The sequence below is a fragment of the Shewanella cutis genome (genome assembly GCF_022410515.1).
GTDB classification, from domain to species: domain Bacteria; phylum Pseudomonadota; class Gammaproteobacteria; order Enterobacterales; family Shewanellaceae; genus Shewanella; species Shewanella cutis.
Genome location: NZ_JACSDI010000008.1, coordinates 128,798 through 153,658 on the forward strand (window position 1 = coordinate 128,798; position 24,861 = coordinate 153,658).

Annotated in this window: 22 protein-coding genes; 10 read left to right on the forward strand and 12 right to left on the reverse strand. The window is 44.3% G+C overall.

The features are described from left to right. Positions 1-5 precede the first annotated feature (5 nt). From H9J30_RS12740 to recG, 9 genes are all read right to left on the reverse strand, one after another. On the reverse strand, positions 6-380 hold the full coding sequence (locus tag H9J30_RS12740) for an ApeI family dehydratase (RefSeq protein ID WP_240131346.1): 375 nt from the start codon (positions 378-380) through the stop codon (positions 6-8). Next, positions 373-1,737 carry an AMP-binding protein gene (locus tag H9J30_RS12745; protein ID WP_240131348.1) on the reverse strand — a complete coding sequence of 455 codons (1,365 nt, stop codon included), beginning with the start codon at positions 1,735-1,737 and terminating at the stop codon, positions 373-375. The genes H9J30_RS12740 and H9J30_RS12745 overlap by 8 nt, the downstream gene beginning before the upstream one ends. Next, positions 1,734-2,282, reverse strand: a complete 549-nt coding sequence (locus H9J30_RS12750; RefSeq protein ID WP_240131349.1) for a COG4648 family protein — start codon at positions 2,280-2,282, stop codon at positions 1,734-1,736. Before H9J30_RS12750 ends, H9J30_RS12745 begins: the two co-directional genes overlap by 4 nt. Beyond that, positions 2,282-2,530, reverse strand: a complete 249-nt coding sequence (locus tag H9J30_RS12755) for an acyl carrier protein (protein WP_011074023.1) — start codon at positions 2,528-2,530, stop codon at positions 2,282-2,284. The genes H9J30_RS12750 and H9J30_RS12755 overlap by 1 nt, the downstream gene beginning before the upstream one ends. A gap of 9 nt (positions 2,531-2,539) precedes the next feature. After that, positions 2,540-2,794, reverse strand: a complete 255-nt coding sequence (locus H9J30_RS12760) for a phosphopantetheine-binding protein (RefSeq protein ID WP_011074022.1) — start codon at positions 2,792-2,794, stop codon at positions 2,540-2,542. Beyond that, positions 2,778-3,629, reverse strand: a complete 852-nt coding sequence (locus H9J30_RS12765; RefSeq protein WP_240131350.1) for a lysophospholipid acyltransferase family protein — start codon at positions 3,627-3,629, stop codon at positions 2,778-2,780. The genes H9J30_RS12760 and H9J30_RS12765 overlap by 17 nt, the downstream gene beginning before the upstream one ends. Continuing rightward, positions 3,622-4,362 (reverse strand): beta-ketoacyl synthase chain length factor, encoded by a 741-nt coding sequence (locus tag H9J30_RS12770; RefSeq protein ID WP_240131351.1) that lies wholly within the window; start codon positions 4,360-4,362, stop codon positions 3,622-3,624. The genes H9J30_RS12765 and H9J30_RS12770 overlap by 8 nt, the downstream gene beginning before the upstream one ends. Before the next feature lie 369 nt (positions 4,363-4,731). Beyond that, positions 4,732-5,625: a DUF3014 domain-containing protein gene (locus H9J30_RS12775; protein WP_240131352.1), complete on the reverse strand. Its 894-nt coding sequence runs from the start codon at positions 5,623-5,625 to the stop codon at positions 4,732-4,734. 178 nt (positions 5,626-5,803) lie between these two features. Further along, positions 5,804-7,879: an ATP-dependent DNA helicase RecG gene (gene recG, locus H9J30_RS12780; RefSeq protein ID WP_240131353.1), complete on the reverse strand. Its 2,076-nt coding sequence runs from the start codon at positions 7,877-7,879 to the stop codon at positions 5,804-5,806. A 509-nt stretch (positions 7,880-8,388) separates the two neighbouring features. Here recG and H9J30_RS12785 point away from each other — a divergent pair. The 7 genes from H9J30_RS12785 to H9J30_RS12815 all read left to right on the forward strand — a co-directional run bounded on the left by H9J30_RS12785 (position 8,389) and on the right by H9J30_RS12815 (position 18,054). Next, positions 8,389-9,051, forward strand: a complete 663-nt coding sequence (locus H9J30_RS12785; RefSeq protein WP_240131356.1) for a TorD/DmsD family molecular chaperone — start codon at positions 8,389-8,391, stop codon at positions 9,049-9,051. A 159-nt stretch (positions 9,052-9,210) separates the two neighbouring features. Continuing rightward, positions 9,211-9,534: a hypothetical protein gene (locus H9J30_RS12790; RefSeq protein WP_240131358.1), complete on the forward strand. Its 324-nt coding sequence runs from the start codon at positions 9,211-9,213 to the stop codon at positions 9,532-9,534. 63 nt (positions 9,535-9,597) lie between these two features. Continuing rightward, on the forward strand, positions 9,598-10,512 hold the full coding sequence (locus tag H9J30_RS12795) for a DmsE family decaheme c-type cytochrome (RefSeq protein ID WP_240131359.1): 915 nt from the start codon (positions 9,598-9,600) through the stop codon (positions 10,510-10,512). An 11-nt stretch (positions 10,513-10,523) separates the two neighbouring features. Further along, the gene (locus tag H9J30_RS12800) at positions 10,524-12,494 is read left to right on the forward strand and encodes an MtrB/PioB family decaheme-associated outer membrane protein (protein WP_240131361.1); all 1,971 of its coding nucleotides are present in this window, start codon (positions 10,524-10,526) and stop codon (positions 12,492-12,494) included. 18 nt (positions 12,495-12,512) lie between these two features. Next, a complete protein-coding gene (locus tag H9J30_RS12805) occupies positions 12,513-15,101 on the forward strand; it encodes a molybdopterin-dependent oxidoreductase (RefSeq protein WP_240131362.1) in 2,589 nt (862 codons plus the stop codon). A gap of 18 nt (positions 15,102-15,119) precedes the next feature. Continuing rightward, on the forward strand, positions 15,120-15,737 hold the full coding sequence (locus H9J30_RS12810; protein ID WP_144345499.1) for a DMSO/selenate family reductase complex B subunit: 618 nt from the start codon (positions 15,120-15,122) through the stop codon (positions 15,735-15,737). Between the two features lie 295 nt (positions 15,738-16,032). After that, positions 16,033-18,054, forward strand: a complete 2,022-nt coding sequence (locus H9J30_RS12815; RefSeq protein ID WP_240131363.1) for a hypothetical protein — start codon at positions 16,033-16,035, stop codon at positions 18,052-18,054. A gap of 95 nt (positions 18,055-18,149) precedes the next feature. Here the strand turns inward: H9J30_RS12815 and H9J30_RS12820 are convergent, their stop codons facing one another. Beyond that, on the reverse strand, positions 18,150-18,863 hold the full coding sequence (locus tag H9J30_RS12820) for a Crp/Fnr family transcriptional regulator (RefSeq protein ID WP_240131364.1): 714 nt from the start codon (positions 18,861-18,863) through the stop codon (positions 18,150-18,152). Between the two features lie 242 nt (positions 18,864-19,105). Between H9J30_RS12820 and H9J30_RS12825 the strand changes: the two genes are divergently transcribed. After that, complete coding sequence (locus H9J30_RS12825; RefSeq protein WP_413725510.1) at positions 19,106-19,510, forward strand: YkgJ family cysteine cluster protein; 405 nt, start codon at positions 19,106-19,108, stop codon at positions 19,508-19,510. On the opposite strand, the gene H9J30_RS12830 is transcribed toward H9J30_RS12825, so the two are convergent. Then, positions 19,473-20,309 (reverse strand): substrate-binding periplasmic protein, encoded by an 837-nt coding sequence (locus tag H9J30_RS12830; RefSeq protein WP_240131366.1) that lies wholly within the window; start codon positions 20,307-20,309, stop codon positions 19,473-19,475. The genes H9J30_RS12825 and H9J30_RS12830 overlap by 38 nt on opposite strands. Before the next feature lie 171 nt (positions 20,310-20,480). On the opposite strand from H9J30_RS12830, the gene paeA reads away from it, so the two are divergent. Continuing rightward, entirely contained in the window at positions 20,481-21,797 is a 1,317-nt protein-coding gene (gene paeA / locus H9J30_RS12835) for a polyamine export protein PaeA (protein WP_240131367.1), read from the forward strand. 58 nt (positions 21,798-21,855) lie between these two features. On the opposite strand, the gene ilvY is transcribed toward paeA, so the two are convergent. After that, positions 21,856-22,728, reverse strand: coding sequence for an HTH-type transcriptional activator IlvY (gene ilvY / locus H9J30_RS12840; protein WP_240131368.1), 873 nt, complete (start codon positions 22,726-22,728; stop codon positions 21,856-21,858). A gap of 196 nt (positions 22,729-22,924) precedes the next feature. Between ilvY and ilvC the strand changes: the two genes are divergently transcribed. Continuing rightward, a complete protein-coding gene (gene ilvC / locus H9J30_RS12845) occupies positions 22,925-24,403 on the forward strand; it encodes a ketol-acid reductoisomerase (protein ID WP_240131369.1) in 1,479 nt (492 codons plus the stop codon). Positions 24,404-24,861: the final 458 nt, after the last annotated feature.

A 24,861-nucleotide genomic window follows, 5' to 3' on the forward strand; every position in this document is an offset into this window, starting at 1 on the left:
GTCGCTCACTGAGCCACTCCATCACCTTGCTTGCTGGCAAAGCTGATACGGCCTGAGGCATAGCGGTGGTCGCCATCGCTGTAGGCAAAGGTGAGTTTTTCCTTGGCGGCATTGTGACTGATGACTAAGGTCACTTCCTGCCCAGGCAGAATAAGCTGTTGAAACTTTAGTACTTCTAAATTAGCGACCGCAGCGTTGTAACCAAAATGCTCACAACCTAAGCGCACGGCCCAATCGAGTTGGGTCACGCCGGGGAGTACGGCTTGCTCAGGGAAATGGCCGTTAAAATACTCAAGATCGGCGGCGACCAGCAGGCGTAATTCAATGCTATCAGGGCCGATCTGCGACGTGAGTATCGGCGGTAAACTCGACTTAATCATGGTCAAATAACTCAACTAGCTGGGCGGCGACACGCTTACCCTGAGTGTTTAACGGTAAGGTGTCGGGATAACGCCAGCGGCGCGGCAAGGTTACTCGTTCAAACTGGGTCAGTAGATGCGCTTTTAAGGCATTGTTGATACTGAGTTTTCCCTGCTCTTGATGCACGCTGCGGCCCAATGGCGATAGCGTAATAACGGCTCCTAACTGGGATTTAAACTGGGGCAATACCACCAATGCCGCCTGCTCGACATAGGCATGACTACAGAGCAAGGTCTCCATTTGCGCCAGCGACAGGCGTTTTTCTTCAATCTTAACGATGCGATCGAGCCTGCCTTTGAGCCTGAACTGGCCATTGGTCGTCGGCTCAATTTTATCTTCGCAGCGTAACCATTGATCGTCGGCTAAATAGGGTGACTTAAGCAGCAGGGCGCCATCATCTGGATCTTGGTCTATGGTAATTTGTTCAAACACTTGCCAAGGTTCATCGGCCTCGTGTTGGCGACGATAGGCGATACCGCCGGTTTCGGTGCTGCCGAATATCTCTATGGGTAAATGGCCATAACATTGGGCGACACCCTGGGCGGCGGTGAAACTTAAGGGACCACCGGAGCTAAAGACTAAGCTGGGTGAACGTAATTGGCGTTCGTGCTCCAGCGCCTTCGGCAAACGGGATAATTGCGCCGGGCTACTGATCAAACATAAATTCGGCAACAGCGCAGTGTAGTAGCTTAAGGTCTCTGGGTATTCAATCTGCTCGCTTAAAAAGGGTCTACTGGCGGCTAAGGGCCAGAGGATTTTAAACAGCAAGCCGTAGATATGCTGATGGGAAACGGTCGATACCACACTGCAATGGGGCAAATGTTCGGCGAAGGTGTGCTCGAGCACTGTTACTTCGGCATCGAGCTGCCTTAAGCTCTTGCTAATCGCCTTGGGCTCGCCACTGCTACCCGAGGTAAACAGCACCAATTCACCAAAGGTGTCGCTCTTGGGCCAAGGTTTGGTGGGCAGGCTCAACTCTTTATTCAAAAGGATAAAGGCATGACTCTCGCACAATGGTTTGTCGGACAATATGCCTTCAAATTGGTGTGTTAATTCGCTCAGGGTGCCGGTTTGGGTGTTGGGCGGCAAAATAATTTCTTTGCCCGCCAACAGTGCGGCGCACAGACCGACGGCAAACAGATCGCTGGTATCACTCGCTAGCAGCCATTTTTGCTCAGGCGCTTGGCGCAGCTGCTCATAAAAATGGGCCACCTGATTGGTAAACAGGGCACCTGTGACAATGTCATGGTGGTTAAAGCTGATCAGTTGTTGGGCAAATGGCCCCTGGATTAACCAGTTTTTGAGTAGCTGTGTCATGTTTTCTTCAACCAAAAGCTGCGATATAACCATTCCCCACCGAGGAGCAGTCCCATGAGTACATATGCAATCAAACCGTTGTACAAAGTCCAAGTTGCTAAGCTGGTAAACACGGCGGTATAAGCCGCCATGGTGCCATTTAAGATAAATAAGCCACACCAAAGCAGGGTGACTTTTTTAAGGTAACCTATGGCTTCATCCGGCAAGTCGGGCTCTTTGAGCCGTGCGAGCCGTTCAATCATGCTCGGGCCTTGGTATAGCGAGTAGCTAAACAGGGCTAACATGGTGAGGTTAATCACCACAGGGTAATACAACAGCCAGTCGCTACGCTTTGCGACAAAACTGCCCGCGGTGAGCGCAATCCCCACAAGCAAAGGCAAAACTAAGGTTTTAACCTTTTGCTTTTGCAGCATTAAACGCACTACCAACAAGAGGCATAGCACTAAGGCGATTGTGCCTGCGGGTAGATAATTTAGCCCCAAATACACGGCAACTGGGTAGGCGATCAGCGCGAGTGCGGTGAGCACCTGTAGCAGGACGCGCATTAGTCTTTTACTAGGCCTTCAATGGCGTTGACCACATCATTGACTGTACGAACTGATTTAAATTCATCGGGTTGAATTTTTTTGCCTGTCAGTTGCTGCAGTTTTATCACCAGATCGACGGCATCAATGCTGTCCAGATCTAATTCTTCGTAGAGATTGGCGTCGGGGGTAATCGCATCGGCATCAATCTCAAACTCATCCACTAAAATAGTGGTCAGCATAGCGAGGATTTGTTCACGGTTTTGCATCTTCCTCTCCTATGGGCGCTGTGATTCGATAAATTTAGCAAGGCTGGCCACACTGTAAAAATGGGCTTTAGTGCTATCCGAGTTGGCTTCGATTTTGACATCAAACTTTTTCTTGATGGCTAACCCTAACTCGAGGGCGTCGATAGAATCGAGTCCGAGTCCGTCACCAAATAGCGGTGCATCGGTTTCAATATCATCAATACTGACATCTTCGAGGTCGAGGCAGTCGATAATTAACTGTTTAATTTCATTGTGTAAAGTCATAATTATGTTCGAGTTGTTGTTGATAATATTGTTCAAGGTCTCGGGTTAATTGCCGAGCCATTTTCGCATGCTCACCTAAAGAGGCTTGATAGGCTTGGTGAGAAATTGTGTTGCCGATTTCGACGGCCATTCCCATGGTCTGCCTTGGGATCTCATACCAAGGCTGCTCCTTTGTCAAACCGCGCACATTAGTGCGTAATACCACGGGTAAAATATCGGCTTGGGTACGAATGGCAATATTGGCCGCGCCCCGGGCAAACTCATTGATTATTGAGCCAAATACTGTGCGAGTACCTTCTGGGAAAATAATTAAATTAGTGCCTCTTGCGAGCACTTCACGGCAATCTTCGAGCATCAACTCGGCGCCGCGATTGGGGATATAACCGGCGCAGGACACCACACCGCGCAAAAACGGATTACGCCAAAGGCCTTGTTTGACGATACAACCTGCATTGGGCATCAAGCTGATTAACACCACTACATCCACTAGGCTTGGGTGATTGGCAATGACGATCACTCCTTTGGCGCTATGTAACTGCTCGGCATTATGGGTGCTAACTTTGATCACCCCAGCCCACGTTAGCATGGCGACAAAGCCCTTAAACATAAAATGCACGGCTTTTTGTACGCGGATAATCCTAGCCTCAGGTGTGCCGGGCCAAAAACGCAGTAATGGTAATATGGTGAGCGAACTTAATAGTCCGCCCAAGCCAAAGGCGATATAGCAACTGACGCCACCGAGCCAGCGGGGGATGTAGTGTATCCCCGCGCGGCGTTTTTCGGGCAGCGTATAAGCGACATTGAACTGTGCACCCTGTGGAGCGGGATTAGCCATGCTCTACGCTCCAGTGCCAATGGGATAAACAACCAGCAATGTTTTGTGAGGTGGCTAACGCATGGATTAACATCCCGTAGGACAGTGGAGGAATGTTTTGTTGTTGTGCTTGGGCCAACTGGCTGAGTGTGAGTTTGACCGGCGCAGTATGGCTGGCAGGCGCGAGGGTAAAACCTAAGGCTAAAGGGAGTTCATACTCTTGGGTAAACTCATCGTATACCGGTGGCACAGGATCATCGCCAAAGACCAGTAATAGCGGCTCGGCGGATTGATGCAACTGGGCGAAAGCTTCCACCATGGCTTGGGAAAGGGTTTCAGTGCCCGCGGCAACCGAGGTCGAAGGGGCGGTGTTATTGGTTAAAATACCAAAAATACCGCTGCCAGTGTTGTGCACTGATTGACTAAAACCTAAGGGCGAAAGCGGTTGCTTAGCGATAATTTCTTCGAGCAAGCCAATAGTACGGTGCAGCTCGCCGTGGCGAGAAGCAAATATCGAACGGCAGTTTGGGGGCGTATCGCATTGAAAACTCACATCCAACATCATTTTTGTTAAACGACTAAAGCGCCTGCGCTGCATGGCTGGCACTTGGGGAAGGGTTGGAGAGATTCCATCGGTGAGATCATGCTCTTTGGTCGTTTCAGCCGAGTGCTTGCACCAAGTTTGCCAGTCATCATGCTGCTGATACTTTGGAGACCATGCGCCCCAAGAGAGGATGCTGAATCTGAGTTGCACTACTTTGCCTCGACACGATTTAAAGCTGTCTTAGTTATCCCTAACTAAGCAAAAATACTAATGAATTGATTGGCTTATCGCTGTTTGTTCGTTGGATTAACGAACACAATTCCCCCATTTATCGAACTGCGCATTCTACACTAAGTCCTTAGTTTTAATGAAGTCATTTGCATACCTGAGGTTAATAAAATGCAATGGGATAGCGATTTGTCACGGTTGGATAACATAGTTTTCAGGTCGGGGAGTGAGAAGGGGGCAGTGTAGACTAAGTTGCTTAACGCCAGTTGAACAGACAACGAGATCATAAATAAACAGGCGCTTGAGGCGCCTGTTTATTATTTATGCTGTAACAACGGATTGGATATCAAGCTATTGTGCGAGCTGATTTTCCATTTTACGCAGCGCAGCTTTCACTTTGCGGGTGTTCTCAGGGCCCATACGGACAAGCAATTTTTGGGCGCTGGGCAAGGCTTCTAAATTGGGATCGACGAAGCGATAGTTTACGCTAATTGAACTCAGTTCTATGGGTTCTTCAATGATAGGTGCTGCAAGCATTACCTTAATCGCTTGTAGCATTCTGTCATTGAATTTGGCGTTGCTATAACCCAGTTCAGCAAAGGCCTCATCAAACAGCGGCGTGAGTTGCTTGTAGGTGTGCATTAAACTTTGCTGATCCATATTAGCTATCACGGTCGCGTAGGCATCGTATCTGTGGTAACTCTCTGGATTTAAATACACTTTGTTAGTAATTTCAGACACAGTAAATAGCTTTTCAGGGCCTTTCACTGGGCTGACTTTGCGGGTGAGCTCGCCCTGAGCCAAGTTATCGACAAAGACCACAAACTGACGGATCAGATCTTGATTGACTAAGGATGATCCAACGACATTGTTATTGATGATCGCCAGCGCTTTTTGATGCACAAAAGCATCGCTCTCAGGCAAGCTTGGTACGATTTCAGCGGGCACTTGAGGCTCCACAGGTGTAACAGTTGTGTCTGTGGGTGTTGTGACAGCAGGTGTCTCGCTGACCTCTGTTGTCGTTTCAGGTTCAGGGGGTGTTTCCAGAGTGAGTGGTTCAGAAGACGGAGGCTCTGGCAGCACTATCGGTGCATTAGGAATGAGCTTGGGTGAGTCATCTTTACTGTAGTAGTAATAACCTGCCGCAGAGAGCAGGATGACGAGCACAATCGCAATCAATGCAAAGCGATTACTGCTAGAGGAGGTCTCTTGAGGTGTAATTCTATCATCTTGATTAACTTGCATTTTACATCCTTCGCTTCAGTGTCAAGGTAACGTGGTGAATATCATAGTGCTAACATTAAAGTGCAAGTGCCGCCTTGGTTCAGGTTGCAAGTTTATTTTGCAAGTTTACACGCGCTTGTCCATAGAGGTTAGCTGAACAGTTTGAATTTATTTTACCTTGAAGGGGTTAGCTTAAGGTTTAGGCTTGAACATATTGTTGCCTGTGTCCAAGCCAACGATGAATAATGGCATCAACCGCATCGGGTGCTTGTGACATCACATGATTCGCAAGCTTTTGGATATGTGGTATAAGCGCTTGATCTCGAACTAAATCAGCTATCTTAAGCTCGGCTAGCCCTGTTTGCTTAGTGCCTAATACTTCGCCGGGACCACGTATCTCTAAGTCTTTCTGTGCAATAACAAAACCATCATTACTCTGCCGCAGTACATTCAACCGCTGACTTGCGGTTTGACTCAATGGCACCTTGTAGAGTAACACACAATGACTGGCTACGGCACCGCGCCCTACGCGCCCGCGCAGTTGATGCAGCTGTGCAAGCCCCAATCGCTCGGGGTTTTCGATAATCATTAAGCTGGAGTTAGGGACATCTACGCCGACTTCAATGACTGTCGTTGCCACCAATAAATTGATGGTTCCCGCTTTAAAGTCCGCCATAATCTTTTGCTTTTCAGCACTTTTCATCCTGCCATGTACTAAACCTATCGTCAGTTCTGGTAGCGCTTGGTGCAATTCTTCAGCGGTATCTTCGGCTGCTTGACACTCGAGCACTTCGGACTCTTCAATCAAGGTACAGACCCAATAGGCTTGGCGCTTGTCCGTGATCACGCTGTTGCGGACGCGTTCGAGTACTTCATTACGGCGCGAATCGGGAATGGCGACTGTGGTAACGGGCGTGCGTCCCGGCGGTAGCTCATCAATAATCGAGGTGTCGAGGTCTGCGTAGGCTGTCATGGCTAACGTCCGTGGGATCGGGGTGGCCGTCATGATCAATTGATGGGGATGAAAACCTTGGTTGATGCCTTTCTCCCTGAGTCCCATGCGCTGGTGGACGCCAAATCTGTGCTGTTCGTCGATGATGATCAAGGCGAGCTTGTGGAAGATAACCTGCTGCTGAAAAATGGCGTGGGTGCCGATCACCATTTGGGCGGCGCCAGATTCAATATCCGCTAAAGATTGCGCGCGAGCTTTACCTTTAAGCTTACCTGCAAGCCATCCGACTTTTAATCCCAGAGGTTCAAACCACGCGGCAAAGTTTGCCGCATGTTGCTCAGCGAGTAACTCGGTTGGGGCCATCATGGCCACTTGATAGCCGTTTTCAATCGCTTGCAGGGCGGCGAGGGCGGCGACTAAGGTTTTACCAGAGCCAACATCACCCTGCACTAAGCGCATCATGGGGTGCGGTTGTGCTAAATCTTTACCTATCTCGGCAACGACACGTTGCTGCGCGCCAGTGGGTTTAAAGGGTAGCGAGGCGAGAAAAGGGTTTAGTAATTGCCCCGTGGCATGCATGGTTACAGCGGCGTCGAGGTTACTGCGTTGCCTGAGACGAAGCATGCTCAGGTTGTGAGCGAGTAATTCTTCCTGCACCAGTCGCTGCTGCGCGGGGTGTTGACCAAGCTCTAAATCAAATTGTGAAATCCCCGCATGGGGGCGATGCAGGGTTTGCAGCGCCTGTTTTAGGCTCATGTTGTTTGGCTGCAAATGGGCGGGTAATAACTCGGTCAAGCCGCCATCTTCTAATAATTCAAGTGCCTGTTCGGTGAGCTTAATCCAACTCGCCTGTTTTAAGCCCTCGGTGGTGGGATAAATCGGCGTAAGTGTATCGCTTAGGTGAATATCCTCACCCGGATAGACGATTTTATATTCGGGGTGGACTATTTCCGCTTGATGATTGCCGCGGCGAATTTCGCCATAGGCGCGGATCATTAACCCGTTTTGCATCGCATTGCGCTGCGCCATTGAAAAGTTAAAAAAGCGCAGGCTCATACTGCCAGTATTGTCACGCACATTGCAGACTAGCATGCGTTTACGACCTTGAAGGATTTGAGTCGACTGGATTTCGGCCTCAATGGTGCCGTAATTTCCGGGCATGAGTGCGGCGATGGGGTAGATTTGCGTGCGGTCTTCGTAGCGCAGGGGTAAGTGAAACAGCAGATCTTGTACTGTTGTGATGCCGAGTTTGGCGAGTTTTTCCGCGACTCTTTTGGCGACACCCTTGAGTTCGTTGATCGGAACAAGATCCAATTGCTGCAAGTCGTTAGCACTCAATCACTGTGAATTTATACATATACTAACAGAGAATATGCGTAAGGCAATCTTAGGGTTTATTAACTCAAGCTAAACATTCTGATTCATTACTAAACACTCGTGAGGGGCGCTTGCATGTCTAGTTTAGTTCATAGTTTGCAATTTGATTATTTTAGACTTTCATTAAATTTTAATGTTACAGAGGACGCTAGCGAAATAACAATTCTTCAATAATGAGAATGCCAGAATGTTATTTTTCAAATAAAGGTAACACTTATATAGCCATAGGTTAATCTTTAAAATTAAGGTGTTAAATGTTAGCTATTCGTGAGTATGTTTTAACTATAACCTGACAGTGGTCACAAAAAATGACTTTGTGTCATGAAATGTAAATAGGGTTACAAAATTTATTCAAGCTATAGGTTAATTTAGAATTGTAAAGTGATTGGATGTTGTTGGTATATGACTAATTTTATTAATCATGTAAATTATTTAATAGTAATAGGGTAATTTTGATGAGCAAATCCTCATTTGATTATGAACTATATGCAGGTGCTGGGTCCATGCTTGGATCATTAATTTATAATTATCCTAATGATATCGAGCTTATTAATCAGCTTAAAACGGATGAATTTGCTCAAGCATGGCCACGCTTTGATAACAGTACTCTCGAAGAAACATCTATCTCAAAATTAGATAGTTATCTAAATGCTTGGCAAGCAACCGATGCCGAATTGACGGAGTTACAATTAGACTTTGGTCAGTTATTTATTGGCCCTAACAGCCTTAAAGCGGTGCCGTGGGGATCATTTTATCTGTCCAGCACAAGGCTGCTAAATGATAAAAGTACATTAGAGTTATCCAAGTTTTATGACAGTGTTGGGATTAAACTTGAGTGCCGAGCAAATGAGCCTATTGATCATTTTGCATTCTATATGCAAACACTAGGCTATATGTTAAATAATTTACATGATGATATGAATTACCTGCAAAATTTGCGTCATATCGACATTTTACTAAAAAAGCATTTATTGCCTTGGTCTGATCAATTTTTGAATAATTTATTGGCTGCTGCCAACACTGATTTTTATCAGGCCATTGCCGGGCTTTCCAAAGTTTATCTTGATAATTTAACCATGATGATAGAACGCATTATGATGGCAAACAATCTAAAATAACATTAGGTTAATTTGATGAGTTTATTGTCCACAGTGAATGTTCAATATGCTAAGTCAATACTCTCCAATCGATTATCAATTAGCATATGTGCCCATTCGGAGATTGTTGATCTTTTTAAAGGGGCGACGACGATATCGAGTATTAGCAGTCTCATTTCCATGTCGGTATTTAATGAAATGGATAGCGCTAGATTGGATGAATTAATTCAATCGCCAGACATTCCCCTGGATGATGAAAGTTTTACCCAGTGTTTACTGTTTGTTGCTAATGATGTTGTAAATACTGTGTTGATAACCGCAAAGATTGAACAAGCACAGCAGTTGATTATTTCAATGATCAATGTTTGGTTGGAAATTAATAAGCAAGGAGCTGTAACCGCTCAAAAACCTAACCTGTATCAAGCATTGTTAGTTGCGTCGAGTGTATTTGCACAGATTAATAAAAACGTATCATCCTCAGTCAAAAATATGCTTGCAAGATAAACCATGTAAACGGTTGTTTGCTGCTATTTTTGGTAAAAATCAATATTTGGATTGTATTTTAATATGAAAAAAATACTTTTAGTACAGCTATTATTTATTAGCACTTTTTTCCTGCCATCGCTTACCTTTGCAGCAGAAAACCTAGAGTCATTATTAATTAAGAAGTTTGAAGAGAAGCAATACTCTAAGAGTGGTGCAGATACCTGCCTCACCTGCCATAAAAAAGATGAAAAGGTGAGCAGTTTTTTAAACTCAGCCCATGGCGTATCTAATCAAAAAGGGCCGATGGCAGGATTACAGTGTGAAACCTGTCACGGGCCACAGGGTAAGCATCGTGGAAAAAATGAACCAATGATCACCTTTGGTGAGCAAGGAAATATTGATATCAATAAACAAAATGGTATTTGTTTATCTTGCCATAAAAATGAGATGCAAAGTGATTGGCATAATGCAGCCCATCAGCAACAAGCTTGCAGTAGTTGCCATAATATTCACGCAGAGGTGGATCCTATATTGGCAAACGCAGTAAGCCAAAATAAAGTGTGTGCCGATTGCCACCAAGCAGAAAGTCATCAGACATTAATGCGTTCATCACACCCGCTAACAAATGGGCAAATGACTTGTACTGCATGTCATGGAGCACATGGCACAATTAATGATGTTGATTTGATAAAAAATAATATTAACCAAACCTGTTATACCTGCCATGCGGATAAAAGAGGGCCACTGCTTTGGGAGCATGCCCCCGTCGTTGATGATTGCACCCATTGCCATAATGCTCACGGAAGTGTGAATGACAATTTATTAAAGACCAGAGCGCCATTGTTATGTCAGCAATGCCATAACGGTAATCCCCATGCTGCTGTGGATCAAGGCATTGCCGGCACGAATGTATTTAATAGTTCAGGTAGTTGTTTAAATTGCCACAATCAAATACACGGTTCAAATCATCCTTCTGGCAATAAGTTACTGAAGTAATGGAGTGAGTAATGAAGTTAAGTAAAACGACAATTGCTTTAGCGATGGCAGGATTTTGCTTTCAGGCATATGCGCTTGACACGACATTTGTGAATGAAGAACCGCAATTAGTTGATATTAAAAATTGGACATGTAAACAATGTTCAGAAAAAACGATGTCAGGCAATATGCAAGTTGGTGTTGCCCATACCGATAGTGACAATAAGCGTACACTTAATAGCTTGGGGACGACAGCTGGCCTTGATGCACTTGTTGATGCGAATGTCAAAATGCGCACAGGTAGTCAGCAACTGCATGCTAAAGCCTATATGACAGATCCTAATATAGCCTATGGTCAGGTCAGTATTGGTGAATATGGCTTATATCGTGCGAGTGTCTTTGGATCTACAAAATTCCAACAAGATGCGAACAATGCTTATTCGGCTCAATACATCGATCAGAATGGGTTGATCACAAATAAAGCTTATCGTGATGATTTATACAAACAAAGGGATGAGTTTGGTTTTAAAGTTGACCTAGAGTTCAATTTGTTTGATTTGAATGTGTCTAATGGTATTACCTATAAGTATGACAATGCCTATGGCAACAAGGCTCTCGGTCTTTTACAGCGGCAAGCACCTTTAAAGCAAAAAGTTCAGAATATCATTAAACCCTATGATACAGAAACGAATACCCTAGATGCCTTTGTGGGATTGTCTGGTGAACAATGGCAATTAAAGCTTGATTACAGCGGTTCTTTATTTAGTAATTCAATTGATGCTATAACTGATTTTAATGGAAATCAGTTATATGCCGATGCGCCTGATAATGAAAGTCATCAATTGGCAGTAAGCGGTTTTATGCAGCTAGATAACACTTTATTCGCGATGAATGTTGCAAGAGGTGTTCAGCAACAAGATGATGACTTGCTTTATCATAGCGACAGTGATTATTTAGCTTGGAATGGTAAAGTCGAACTGAGCAACAATCACCTTTCAATTGATCATAGGTTCAATACTCAATGGAAGGTTAAAGGTGCTTTTGAGTCGAGCTCCAGAGAGCATTCAGGCGCGCGTTACCAATTAGGTGATTATGGGCAAGTTACGCGATTGCTGGATAAGGAAATTAATAAATACAATCTGAGTACTCAGTATCAGTTTAATCGTGAACTGAAGTCTGAAGTAGGCTTCGAATTAAAAAATACTGTACGCCAAGATCAAGAGCGTGAAGAGGTTGATGAAAACCAGTTTTGGGTAAAGGCTGATTATCGATTCAACCCTAATCTTAAGTTAAATGCAAAATTGAGTTATCTGCAACGTGATGGTTCGGCCTACGAGGCCAATCAACTCACCTCAGAGAGTAGCAATGCTATTATCAGGAAGTATTACCTGGCTGATATGGAGGGGGTTGCATTTAACTTCGGTGCAAATTACACCTATCAGTTTTTGGATTTTGGTGTCAAAACCCAATACAAATATAATGACTATATACATACTCGCTTAGGATTGACTGAAAGCACCAGTATCGGGGTGGATGTATATTCAAATGTAACGGTAAATAATCAGCTCAGAATTTATGCCAATGCAGGTGTTGAGCAAATTGATAATAACCAAAGCAGCGGCTTTGAAAGTGACCTAAATTGGTTAGCAGATACTCAAGACTCTTTTGTCTATGTTGGTGCGGGTGCCATATATCAAGAGTTATTTGATTTGCCGTTAAGCATTAATATGGATTATCGCTATAGTGAATCAGATAGTCAGAGCCGAATTCAACAGCGAGCGTCTGCTGATTATTTTAATTTTACGCATCAGTTTGATATTAGTTTAAATTATGAATTATCAAAGTCAGATAGCCTCTCATTGAGTTATCGTTATGAACGTTACTTTGATACTGATGCCGCGAATGTCGATATTGATACTATTTTGGGTTTAACCACCCTGGGATTAATGGATAATAACTTTAATGCCCATCAAGTCAGTTTCTTATATAAGAAAAGCTTTTAAATTTAGGGGATGATTCTAATGAAAAGACGTGCATTTTTGAAAATGTCGGCCTCATGTGCGGCTGCAGCTACCGTTGTGGGTTGTGGTTCTGATAAAAATCCAGTATTAAAGCCAGAGGTATCGCCTGAGCAGGTGCCTGAAATATCCAAGCTTTCAGCATGTATAGGTAATTGTTTTCAGACTTGTCCATTAAGAGTTTATAGTCGCAATGGCATTATTACACGAATTGAATCTGAAAGCGGTGGTGATATCAAATTTGTGGATAACTGGAGTGTCGATGGTGCTCATCATGAAATTCGCCCTTGTTTAAAAGGTCGTGCACAAAAACAAAAGGCTTATAGTGCCGATCGTGTAAAATATCCCATGAAGCGTGTTGGACCAAGAGGCAGTGGCCAATATGTCCGCATTAGTTGGGATGAAGCTATTAATACCGTTGCCCAAGAGTTATCCACTAAGATTGCTACTTATGGTGCACAATCCATTTATTTACCCGTAGCAACCGGAGATTATGATTATCAAGTCGATGGCATGTATGCGGCAATGATGTTCTTGCATGAAATAACCAAGAAGAAAATTCCACTTTATATTCCAGAGATGGATTTTACGATGGAGTTAGATGCATCTGGTTATCTCATGTATCACGATAGTTATTCGGCCGCGCAGATGAAAGATGCGGTAAAGAGCACCTTTGGTTGGGACGATCTGTGGGGAACGGGGAATACCTTACTCGATGTCAAAAATGGCACCGATTTGATGATTTGTTTTGGTTATAACCCGATGGAAAGTCGGATGGGCGGCGCGGGCTCTGCTTACGATTACACCAATCTGAAGCGTCAATTTGGATTTAAGACCATTTATATCGAACCGCGTTATACCGATACTATGGTGGTTTGTGATGATCAGTGGGTCCCTATTCGCCCGGGTACCGATGCTGCGCTTGCTGAAGCAATTGCCTATGTATGGATTGTTGAGATGGATGAAGCGCCGCTGGATATGGCATTTTTGCAAAGTAAAGTTTATGGCTATGGCGCAGAAGCGGCTTTCGATCATTATCCTGAGTTGCCATTAGCAAAAAGTTATAAGGGGCATATTTTAGGGCTAGATGATGGCCAAGCTAAAACACCCGAATGGGCAGCTGCAATTACGGGTATTCCTGTCGATACCATTCGAGCACTGGCCAGTGAAATTGCGGCGGCAAAAACACCGTTCTTTATTCAAGGCTGGGGTATTCAGCGTGCTCAAAATGGTGAAAATGCGGCCCGTTCATTATTTATGTTACCCATTTTGCTGGGTAAGATTGGTGATAAAGGCACCAATTTCTGCTCTGTACCTGGCGCAAAAACTTACGCCAAGCCGATTGTTGCAGGGATGGAAGCAGACAGTGTCGGTAATAGTGTGGGGTCAGCTGTCATTAATGGTACCGAATTTACCATTCCTGGCTATAAATGGTTAGAAGGGGTTCAGCGTCCACTGAATTCACGGGATGATGGTTTGCGACACATGCTCGGAGAAGAGCAGGCAAAGGATCACGATAATATTCTCGAGCTGAAAAATCCGATTAAGTTTATTTTTGGTAATGCCTGTGGTACGACATTAAATCAAACTGCAGATATTAATCATACTTTAGATATTCTTAATAATGCACCTGAAGCTCAGGATCTGTTCATTTTAGCGATAGATCATATGTTTTCTCCGAGTGCAAAAATGGCGGATATCATTTTACCTTGTATTACTAACTTAGAAAATTCCGATATTGTGACAAATAAGTTAGATCATGATTCAGGAATGATGGTGTATTCCTATGTGTTTGAACGTGCTATTGAACCTATGTATGAAGCCAAAAGTACTTGGGAGATTTGTCGATTATTAGCGGCACGAATGGGGGTTGAGCACTCTTATGCTCGCTTAAAAACGCAAGATGAATGGGTTAAATGGAGTTTTGAGCATTACGCTAAAAAAGTGCCTAATTTATATAATCCAGAAGATACCTATGAGTCGGTATTAGGCCGCAGTCCTGTGCGTCGTATTGCCTCTGAAAATCCATTATTTAAAGGATTGCGTGAATTTAAATATGGTGGCGCAACCTTAAATACTCCTTCTAAAAAAATTGAGGCTTATTCTTTAACATTATTAAATCGCACCCGATTTGAAAAGTTTGAAGAAACAGAGACCAGCTTTATTGGGAAATATATTCCGGCAACTGAAGGCGCTGAGGATAATGAGTTTGCCGCAGAATATCCGTTCCAGTTGATAAGTTGGCATCATAAGGGGCGGGTGCATTCAACTCATGCTAATTATCCTTGGTTAAAAGAAGCCAATGATCAAGTGGCGTGGATTAATCCACTTGATGCGCAGCGCTATGGTGTCGTTAACGGCAAAAAAATGACCTTGACCAATCCTCGCGACGCAAAAATGGTGATCACCGCCAAAGTCACTACGCGAGTCATGCCCGGCGTGATTGCCATGGGGCATGGGGCATGGCATCAACCGGATGCGAATGGGGTCGATCATGGTGGCAGTGTCAACGTGCTCGTTAGCCGCAAAGCTAGCCCGACAGCGCGTGGGATCCCCGCCAATACTGCGCGTATCAGAATTGTTCAGGCTTAATTGAGAGAGATATTGATCATGCAAGAACCAACCCAATACGGTTTTTATGTCGATACCACTAAGTGCAGTGGTTGCAAAACGTGTCAAGTGGCCTGTAAGGATCGCAGTGATATCGAGGTCGGTAAACAATGGCGCCGCACCTATGAATATTGCGGTGGCAGTTGGACGGAAGGAGAGCAAGGCACTTATCATCAGGATGTTTTTGCCTATTATATTTCAATAAGTTGTAACCATTGCAGCAATCCAGTGTGTGTTAAAGCTTGCCCTACGGGAGCGATGTATAAAGAGCGCAGCACTGGCTTAGTGAAAGTGAATCAAGATTTGTGTATTGGGTGCGAAAGCTGTGCTCGCGCTTGTCCTTATGATGCGCCGCAGATCGATCCACAGCGTAAAGTGATGACTAAGTGTGATGGTTGCAGCGACCGTGTTGCTAAGGGCCTCAAACCAAGCTGTGTGATGTCCTGCCCGCAGCGCGCCTTAGATTTTGCATTAATTGATGAGTTAAAGCAGCAGTATGGCAACGATAGCGATATATCAGGTTTGCCATCATCTTCTATTACTCACCCAAATTTAGTATTAAAAGTGCATGCTAAATCGGGGCAGCGTGGTGACATTATTAACATCACGGAAGTGTAATAATTGTAAAAAAATGGATAGCGCTAAAGCCCGCTATCCATATTAACTCAGTAAAACTTTTATAATGTGTTTAACACAAAATTTTTATCAACTTATATAGAGTAGAATTATTTAATTCGCTTTTTATTTTTAATGAAACTTAACTGTGATGTGTCTTTTATTGTTTGCACAATATGATTGTTAGCACAAGTCACGTATCAAATTAGTAGCTATATTATAGCCGCTATATGACGATCTAATTAAAGAATCAGTTTTATAAAAATACCAACTCACTACCTTAAATAGGATGGATTTGATGAAAGTATCTAAAATAGCCAACTTAGTTGGATTAGCCGTAATTAGTACGACGTTAATCGCATGTTCTAATAATGATGATAAAAAGCCAACTTCACCGCTGGAAACTAATTATAAATATGCGAGAACCACCATCGCTCCGGTAGATGAGATTTATTATGGTCGAGCGCATGTGAAGAATGAATTTGCGCCCTATAAAGGATTAACAGATGAAGATGCTGCAAATGATCTGTTGCCTGCAAAGGCTCGTCGTAATGCCGCTTACGCATGGGGAGTCGCAGAATATGGTAATGAGGTGTGGTTTGGTAGCCTAAATAACGGCTGGTGCGGCTGGATGATGAAGCATCTTAAGCTGCCTATCTATAGCACGGCATTTGATTCAGAGATTCAAGCCTGTAACTTAGTTGATATTAGCCGCCCTGGGCAGCTATATATTTATGATGTGGCTAAAGGAAAAACAGAGGTCATTGATCCAAGCAAATTTAATAATGCAGCAGGCCAAAATTACGCTCACGATATTGCAACAGGCCCGACGGCCATAAAAGATGGCCAATATGTGGGTGAGGAAACTAAAACCTACGGTTTCCGCTCTGCAGGTCAGTTTGATGGCATCGTGTTTTTTGTCGGTCACGCCAATTTAAGTCAAGATGCCGAAAGTGATGCCGCTGAAGGCTTTTTACGGTTATTTGCCTTTAACGCAGAAACGCGTACCTATTTAGGTAAGGCGGATTTCCCTTATGATTCAGTTCGTCGTATGACAATTCTTAAACACCCTGATGGTAGTCAGGCCTTGTATACCTTTATGGGGCCAGACACTTCATTAGGTCAAGCTGGGACAGCTGGCACCGTGGGATTACGCTGGGTGGGGACCAAAGAAGCACCATTAACCGGTGGCGATCTACATGGTTTTGAAGTGGTCACAACAGCAGATTTTAACTATGAAGGCTTACCGGGTGAATTTGTGCAAACACCCGATGAAAAGGGCAGTTCACGATTAGTGGTCACAACCTGGGCTCATCCTAAACTGGGTAAGGTTGAAGGTTATCAAGGTGGCAGAATGTTGGCATCTAACCCCATGCCACAGAATGGTTTTAGTAAGGCAGACCCCATTAACTTTGAGATGATTTTCTCAACTGATGATTATGAAGTGGATGCAAACATTGCTAAAGGTTACGAAATGGGCGCAATGACTATGCATAATGGTTATCTCTATTTCGGCACTATGCATGTGGGTCACTCCGGTGGTTATGATAAGGTCAAGCAAGCCTTCCCTGATGCCTTCCCCACCGTTGGCGATGGTGAATTCTCTAAAACAGAGCAAGAATTATCGATTAATTCATGGAGAGCCTCCTCTTTATTTAGAATGAAGATGGATAAGTTTTTGACTCCTGAGCAGTTTAAGCCTGAGTTGCTTTATGGCTATGACAAAATGTGGACCTTTGATGGTAATGTGTGGGCCGAAAAACCGAATAAACTGGGTTTAAGCCCTAAATTTGGCCCAGCAGGTTGGGGTGAGCCGTTAAACGTCTATGCTTGGACGGCAGTGACTCACAATGACAAAGTGTATTTTGGTAGTTTTGATTTAGGCAGTGGGATCCGCGATTATTATGATCTCGTCCGTGGCGTACAAACTCCACAAGCCGATGAACGTATGCAAGGATTAGAAACTAAGCAGCCCGATGTATTCTGTATGGCGCCTAATACCTGTATTGGTGTAGATATGATTGTTTCAGGCAAGTCTTGGTTTGATGTTGCGGTTAATAATCCGATGTTTTATATCTATGAATGGGCAATGAAGCAGCCTGGGGCGGCGAATAAATCTGGAGCTGATCTTATCGTGTTTGAAGATTTAGACAATCCTGCCAAAGTGATCACTTATAATGGTTTTGGTAACAGTGGTAATAATGGTATCCGTAATGCCTCTATTATCGATGGTGAACTGTATTTTGGCACCTCAACCTATTCGAATTTGGGCAGCAATTCCGGATTTGAATTTTATAAAGTGACCGAAGAGCAAAAGTAATTAATAAAAATTAACACCCAAAATGGCCAAGCAACGTTGTTGCTTAGCCATTTTTTATACCTATCAGCGGTATAAATTTTTTTTTGAGTGAGTAATTAGAAACCTTTGAGCTTTTCTGTAAAGTATGACGAGATATCAATTGATAGCTCTGCTTTTAAGGCTGCAATACTTAAAAGAGTAATTTTTTTATACTCCGTTTTTATGATGCCTTTATGTTCTAAATCATGAATAAAGCCACTGTAGAACTGCCTAGTCACCCCAACGTGATTACACATAATTTGTTGACCAACAGAATAGCTTGGTTCTTTATTTTTGACATCTACGGAGAACATTAAAATCATCGTGATGATAATATAGTCTCTTTTGCTCAGTAATGGGCGTAAATAACCGAGTTCAGTCATAAACAGCAGTTCTTGCATAAAAACATGGAGCAGAGCTTGTTTAAGTTGCCAGTTACTATCGAGCACTTGTTTCAATAGCGAGGGATTCCAGTAGATGATCGATGCATCTTCTAGACAGATGTAGTCGCAACGACTGACATCGATAAAATCAGGGAAAGAGGTAAAGACAAAAGTATTATTCGTTTTGTTTGATGAAATTATTTCAAGTCCTTCACCAAAATTATGGCGAGTGATCATTGTGCCGCTGGCAAGATAACAAATACCCTTTGAGCTTCCTGTGGCACAAAACACATCACCCTCATTCAGTTTTTTGATCTGAATAGCATTTAATAAAATGGATAATTCATGTTCGGTCGCGCCAAAATAGGTCAACTTCTCGGTTAAGTCATGTTTTGCCTTAATGATCACGTTTTTCTCTATTATAAGTGCTTATAAATGCGGCTATTATACATGGGGTTTGAAATAATAGATTGACTCTAGTCACGTATTCCAAACTGGTTGACCATAGCTGCTAGTCGCTGTTGTCTTAATCAGTATAATCAGTTCTATATTATTTCTTGTTATCAACTGTATTTATAAATGGTTTACTTTGCTTCTTTTTTTTGCCTGTTATAATTTAGGCTCATTAATGTCTAATGTTGGATTTTAGAGTGTCAAATCGTACTAAAAATAATGTGTTGGTTTTTAATATCGATGACTTATCGACTTGGCAAAAATACCGTAAAGGCTTGTGTGATACCTGTTACGCCACCTGTTGTACACTCCCCGTTGAAGTGACCGTGAGTGACTTAGTCCGCATGACTTTAGTGGATGAGTTTGAAGCCGAAGGTGACCTTAAAGCCATCGCCAAACGCTTGCAAAAAGCACGCATTATCGACAACTTTAACCATAAAACGGCGATATTTACCCTTGCACGTATGGCGAATGATGATTGCCTGTATTTAGACAGTAAAACCCGCCGCTGCACTATTTACTTCCAACGCCCTGAGACTTGCCGCAATCATCCACAAATTGGTCCTAAGGCGAATTACTGCCCTTATCGTCCCCGTGGGTAAGTTTTTGGATATGGAATTGGTATAGAGCATTTAGCTCATGATGATCCTGCATTTCTGTTACCCGCTTATTAAACTCGCGAGCAATCAGATCTTTATGGGCTGAACGTTTAGAGATCAGCATATAAAAAGGTTCCTGTTGGGTATGGGGAGAAACCTGTGACGCTAAGGTTTTAGGGAGTTCAGCGACCTGCGCTAAGGCTAGGGTGCCCGCCAAAACCTCTTTGCGGGCGAGAAAGAATTTACATCTTCGTTTTAATAGCATTTCGGGTAAATGCCTTAGGGAATTAATTGCGCTGATAGGCGTATCTTTACGCCAACCAAAATTATGGTAGTTGAATCCTTTAACGCCGCAAACCGTGCCAAAGTTAGCTAACTGATTGATATCATCGATATGAAATTGCGGGTCCAGTTCAGCTTTTAAATAAAAATAACTCGGTGTGAGGTAATAATAAGCAACAGATGGGATATAATCAGTCGCCCTTTGTCGGTTGAGCGATGCGCTCATCGCGGCATCTATGCTGCCATTTTGAACGTCTTTTAAACAGCGGAGCCAAGGCAAAGCCAGTACTTCATAATCAATTCCAATGGGGTTAAAGGTACGTTCTAGCAGGTCAATATCGTAGCCGCTAAGCGTGGAAGTCTTAATGCCATCTTGTCGAACAAAGTAATTAAATGGTGGATATTCAGTCTCTTCGACACAAAAGCGTAACCTAAATGGGGAAAGCTCATCTGCGCCATGGGCAACAGCCGAGAGCAGAATCACGCATAGTAGGGCGATTAGCGGATATAATAAACGCATCTTACACTTTAAGCGCTGTGGCAATTTTTTAAAGTGTAGCAAAGGGTTCTTCGCCTCACTGGCTCTTTATCGCCACATCTCAGCCCTGCGCTCGAGCAATATTCAACTAACACGCGAAAATCACTGCGCGGGTTGGTGCAAGTAAGTCAAGTGTGAAACAAAAGGTGTTACATGAGTCTCTTAGATAACGTGATGATTATATTGCTTTTAATTGGTGCAAGTTGTTTCTTTTCTATGTCAGAAATTGCTTTGGCCGCATCACGGAAAATCCGTTTACGTCAGTTAGCCGATGAAGGCGATGCCAGAGCTGAAAAAGTGCTGCATTTACAGTCGTATCCCGGCAGTTTTTTTACTGTGGTACAAATTGGTCTTAATGCCGTTGCCATTATGGGTGGTATTGTGGGGGAGTCGGCATTTCGCCCCTATTTCTATCAATTCCTTTCACCTTGGTTAGCCGATCCTTGGCTGAGTCAGGTGAGCTTTTTAATGTCATTTTTACTCGTGACTAGCGCCTTTATTTTGGTTGCGGATTTAATGCCAAAACGTATTGCGATGGCGATGCCTGAGCAGGTTGCCTTGGCCGTAGTTGGCCCGATGAGTGTTTGTATCGCCGTGCTTAGACCATTAGTCTGGTTTTTTAATGGCATGGCTAGCGCGATTTTTAAGCTGCTACAAATCCCGACTGCCCGTAATGATGAAATCACCTCCGATGATATTTATGCGGTAATGAACGCGGGCGCTGAAGCGGGGGTGCTAGATAAGGGCGAGCAACAAATGATGGAGAATGTGTTTGAAATGCAAACCGTTTCAGTCACTTCTGCCATGACTGCCCGTGAGAGCTTAGTGTATTTCTTGCTGCAAGATAGTGAAGAGGATATCAAGCGTAAGATTGCCGAAGATCCCCATACAAAGTTTTTAGTCTGCGATGGCCAATTGGATATGGTCAAAGGTTTTGTCGACGCGAAGGAACTGCTTATTCGTGTGATTAACGGTGAGAACATCACCTTAAAAGACACCAGTCTTGTGCATACTTCGTTGATTATTCCTGACACGTTAAGCCTGTCAGAAGCGATGGAGTATTTCAAAAATAGCCGCGCCGATTTTGCCGTGGTGATGAATGAATACGCCCTTGTGGTAGGGATTGTGACCACCAACGATTTACAACGTGCGGTGATGGGTGCTTGGTCGCTACACGAGAGCGAAGAGCAAATTATTGCCCGCGATGGTAATTCTTGGTTAGTGGATGGGGTGACGCCAATTACCGATGTGATGCGAGCCTTCGATATTGAAGAGTTCCCCCACAGCCAAAACTACGAAACTATTGCTGGTTTTATGATGTACATGCTGCGCAAAATTCCTAAGCGTACCGACTTTGTCAACTACGCCGGTTATAAGTTTGAAGTGGTGGATATCGACGCCTACAAGGTCGACCAGCTGTTGGTGACGCGTATTGAAGCCAACGATAAATTACAGTCGCCAGATACCTAATCGAGCGTAATAAAAATAACATAAAACGGGACTCAGTCCCGTTTTATCCCGTGTAAGCTTAAATCGCTTCTAAAAACGCATTCACTATGGGATCGCCCAAGCGTTTGACCTTACAGCAGCAGCCCAGCTCAAAGGGGGCAATACTGACTGGCGAAGGTAACAACTGAATACGATCCCGTACCGGACTATTATTGATCACCACTTCTGGGCTAATGCTCACACCGCAGCCGAGTGCCACCATAGACGCTATGGCTTCCTGTCCTGACACCTGAGCATAAATATTCGGACTAATCCCCATCTGTTTGAACCAATTATCGGCTCTGCGCCGCCCAGGTCCATGGTCAGGAATGATAAAAGGCACTCGTGACCAGTCTATCTGAGCTTGGTTAATCTGTTGCTGCACCGCGCAGCGCATGGTGGGAGCGATTAATGAAAGTGGTACATCATCAATCTTGGCAAAATGCAGTGTGGCAGGAAAAGGATCCGGCAGCGCGGCAATGGCAATATCAGCGCGATTTTGTTGTATTTCGGCCAGAGCATTGGCGGCATCCCCCGTGGTGAGGGCAATTTCGACAAAGGGATGCTCTTGGCGAAAACGCTCCAATAATTGCGGCAAATGGCTGTAGGCGGCTGTAACCGAGCAATAAAGATTTAAGGTGCCACGCAGTACATCCTGCTTAAGATCAATGCTGTGCCGCAAATTGCGCCAATGGTGCAATGTCTGCTCAGCGAACAATTTAAACTCGCGTCCCGCATGGGTTAAGGTCACGCTGCGGTTATCCCGCTCAAACAGCTTTGCGTTCACTTCTTCTTCAAGGCGTTGCAATGCGCGGCTTAAGGTCGAGGGGCTCACATGCATCTGCTCCGCCGTCTTGGCGAAGTGCAAACTGTCACATAAGTGCAGGTACAATTTGAGGGTGCGTATATCCATAACCTTGTCCTATTGGCTGCTTATCAAGGGTGCTGTAATCGAAAATGGTATTGCAAAAAACGCAATGTGAGGTTTCGAATATATCATTTTAAGCAACGATGGCCATAGGTTATAGTGATTTCAATCACAACCAATCGTTAACAATAGGTTGATATTGGTTGAGTCCCCAATTCCCGACTGAAAGGTGGTATCTCGGATGGCTAACTATTTTAACTCTCTGAATTTACGTCAACAATTAGCGCAGCTTGGCCAATGTCGTTTTATGGACCGTTCTGAATTCAGCGATGGCTGCAATTACATCAAAGATTGGAATATTGTTATTTTAGGTTGTGGTGCACAGGGGCTTAACCAAGGTCTGAACATGCGTGACTCAGGGTTGAATATTGCCTACGCCCTGCGCCCTGAAGCCATTGCCCAAAAACGTGCATCATGGCAAAAAGCCACTGATAACGGCTTTAAAGTCGGTACCTTTGAAGAGCTAATCCCGACCGCCGATTTAGTGCTGAACCTAACACCCGATAAGCAGCATTCCAATGTAGTGAGCGCAGTGATGCCGCTGATGAAACAAGGCGCGACTCTATCTTACTCCCATGGTTTCAACATCGTTGAAGAAGGCATGCAAATTCGTCCTGATATCACTGTCATCATGGTTGCGCCCAAGTGCCCAGGCACCGAAGTGCGTGAAGAATACAAGCGTGGCTTTGGTGTACCAACACTGATTGCCGTGCACCCCGAAAACGATCCAAACGGCGATGGTTTAGACATCGCGAAAGCCTATGCGAGCGCCACAGGCGGCGACCGTGCTGGCGTGTTGCAATCCTCTTTTATCGCTGAAGTAAAATCTGATCTGATGGGTGAGCAAACGATTCTCTGTGGTATGTTGCAGACGGGTGCCATCCTAGGTTATGAAAAAATGCTGGCCGATGGTGTTGAGCCTGGCTATGCCGCTAAGTTAATCCAACAAGGTTGGGAAACCGTCACCGAGGCACTCAAGCACGGCGGTATCACCAACATGATGGACAGACTGTCTAACCCTGCCAAGATTAAAGCGTTTGAAATTGCAGAAGATTTAAAAGATATCCTGCAACCATTATTTGAAAAGCACATGGATGACATCATCAGCGGTGAGTTCTCTCGCACTATGATGCAAGACTGGGCCAATGACGATGCAAACCTGCTGCGTTGGCGTGCCGAAACCGCTGAAACGGGCTTCGAAAATGCACCTGTTTCGAGCGAGCATATCGACGAGCAAACCTATTTCGACAAAGGGATTTTCCTGGTCGCGATGATTAAAGCCGGCGTCGAATTAGCCTTCGATACTATGGTGTCTGCGGGGATTGTTGAAGAGTCGGCTTACTACGAGTCATTGCACGAAACACCGCTGATCGCCAACACCATCGCCCGTAAGCGTCTGTATGAGATGAACGTGGTGATCTCCGATACCGCAGAATACGGTTGTTATCTGTTCAACCATGCCGCTGTGCCACTGCTGCGTGACTATGTAAATGCCATGTCGCCAGAGTACTTAGGCGCAGGTCTGAAGGACAGTTCTAATAGTGTTGATAATCTGCAATTAATCGCGATTAACGATGCAATTCGCCACACAGCTGTGGAATATATCGGCGCCGAACTTCGCGGTTATATGACTGATATGAAAAGTATTGTTGGAGCTTAATTGATAGATGCCAAGCCCTATGGATGCGGGGCTTGGCGTAACAAATTGATTCCCTGCTTCGTAGGTTGTCGAGCGGGCAAAACTGACATGGGTTAGTCGGCATTCATGCTCACTAACGCGATTTTGTTAACGTTTTACTTTGTTGTTTTGCATTGTCTCGGCAGGGAAGCTGAATTTTTTTGACGTAAGAAATTTTTTTATTGTGTTTGGCTGTCGCTTTATGGTAAAGCTAATAGCTCGCGGTGGGGTAAACCTCCCACCGCGAGCCGTCTCAGTCAGAGACGCAAGAATTAACGCGATACTCATATAGAACACCGATTAGGAATCCATATTGATGTTTAACCAAGCTGCCAAGCTCATTCTCGTGATTATTACCGTCGTGATTATTAAATCACAGCGGGGGCGGCGCATGGCAAACTGGTAGACCTAAAAGGTTAAAAGTTTCGAAAGAACCCCCC

Coding starts and splice junctions, on each gene's coding strand:
- H9J30_RS12740 (WP_240131346.1), bottom strand. CDS start 380: ATGATTAAGTCGAGTTTACCGCCGATACTCACGTCGCAGATCGGCCCT.
- H9J30_RS12745 (WP_240131348.1), bottom strand. CDS start 1,737: ATGACACAGCTACTCAAAAACTGGTTAATCCAGGGGCCATTTGCCCAA.
- H9J30_RS12750 (WP_240131349.1), bottom strand. CDS start 2,282: ATGCGCGTCCTGCTACAGGTGCTCACCGCACTCGCGCTGATCGCCTAC.
- H9J30_RS12755 (WP_011074023.1), bottom strand. CDS start 2,530: ATGCAAAACCGTGAACAAATCCTCGCTATGCTGACCACTATTTTAGTG.
- H9J30_RS12760 (WP_011074022.1), bottom strand. CDS start 2,794: ATGACTTTACACAATGAAATTAAACAGTTAATTATCGACTGCCTCGAC.
- H9J30_RS12765 (WP_240131350.1), bottom strand. CDS start 3,629: ATGGCTAATCCCGCTCCACAGGGTGCACAGTTCAATGTCGCTTATACG.
- H9J30_RS12775 (WP_240131352.1), bottom strand. CDS start 5,625: ATGCAAGTTAATCAAGATGATAGAATTACACCTCAAGAGACCTCCTCT.
- H9J30_RS12785 (WP_240131356.1), top strand. CDS start 8,389: ATGAGCAAATCCTCATTTGATTATGAACTATATGCAGGTGCTGGGTCC.
- H9J30_RS12790 (WP_240131358.1), top strand. CDS start 9,211: ATGTCGGTATTTAATGAAATGGATAGCGCTAGATTGGATGAATTAATT.
- H9J30_RS12795 (WP_240131359.1), top strand. CDS start 9,598: ATGAAAAAAATACTTTTAGTACAGCTATTATTTATTAGCACTTTTTTC.
- H9J30_RS12800 (WP_240131361.1), top strand. CDS start 10,524: ATGAAGTTAAGTAAAACGACAATTGCTTTAGCGATGGCAGGATTTTGC.
- H9J30_RS12805 (WP_240131362.1), top strand. CDS start 12,513: ATGAAAAGACGTGCATTTTTGAAAATGTCGGCCTCATGTGCGGCTGCA.
- H9J30_RS12810 (WP_144345499.1), top strand. CDS start 15,120: ATGCAAGAACCAACCCAATACGGTTTTTATGTCGATACCACTAAGTGC.
- H9J30_RS12815 (WP_240131363.1), top strand. CDS start 16,033: ATGAAAGTATCTAAAATAGCCAACTTAGTTGGATTAGCCGTAATTAGT.
- H9J30_RS12830 (WP_240131366.1), bottom strand. CDS start 20,309: ATGCGTTTATTATATCCGCTAATCGCCCTACTATGCGTGATTCTGCTC.
- paeA (WP_240131367.1), top strand. CDS start 20,481: ATGAGTCTCTTAGATAACGTGATGATTATATTGCTTTTAATTGGTGCA.
- ilvY (WP_240131368.1), bottom strand. CDS start 22,728: ATGGATATACGCACCCTCAAATTGTACCTGCACTTATGTGACAGTTTG.
- ilvC (WP_240131369.1), top strand. CDS start 22,925: ATGGCTAACTATTTTAACTCTCTGAATTTACGTCAACAATTAGCGCAG.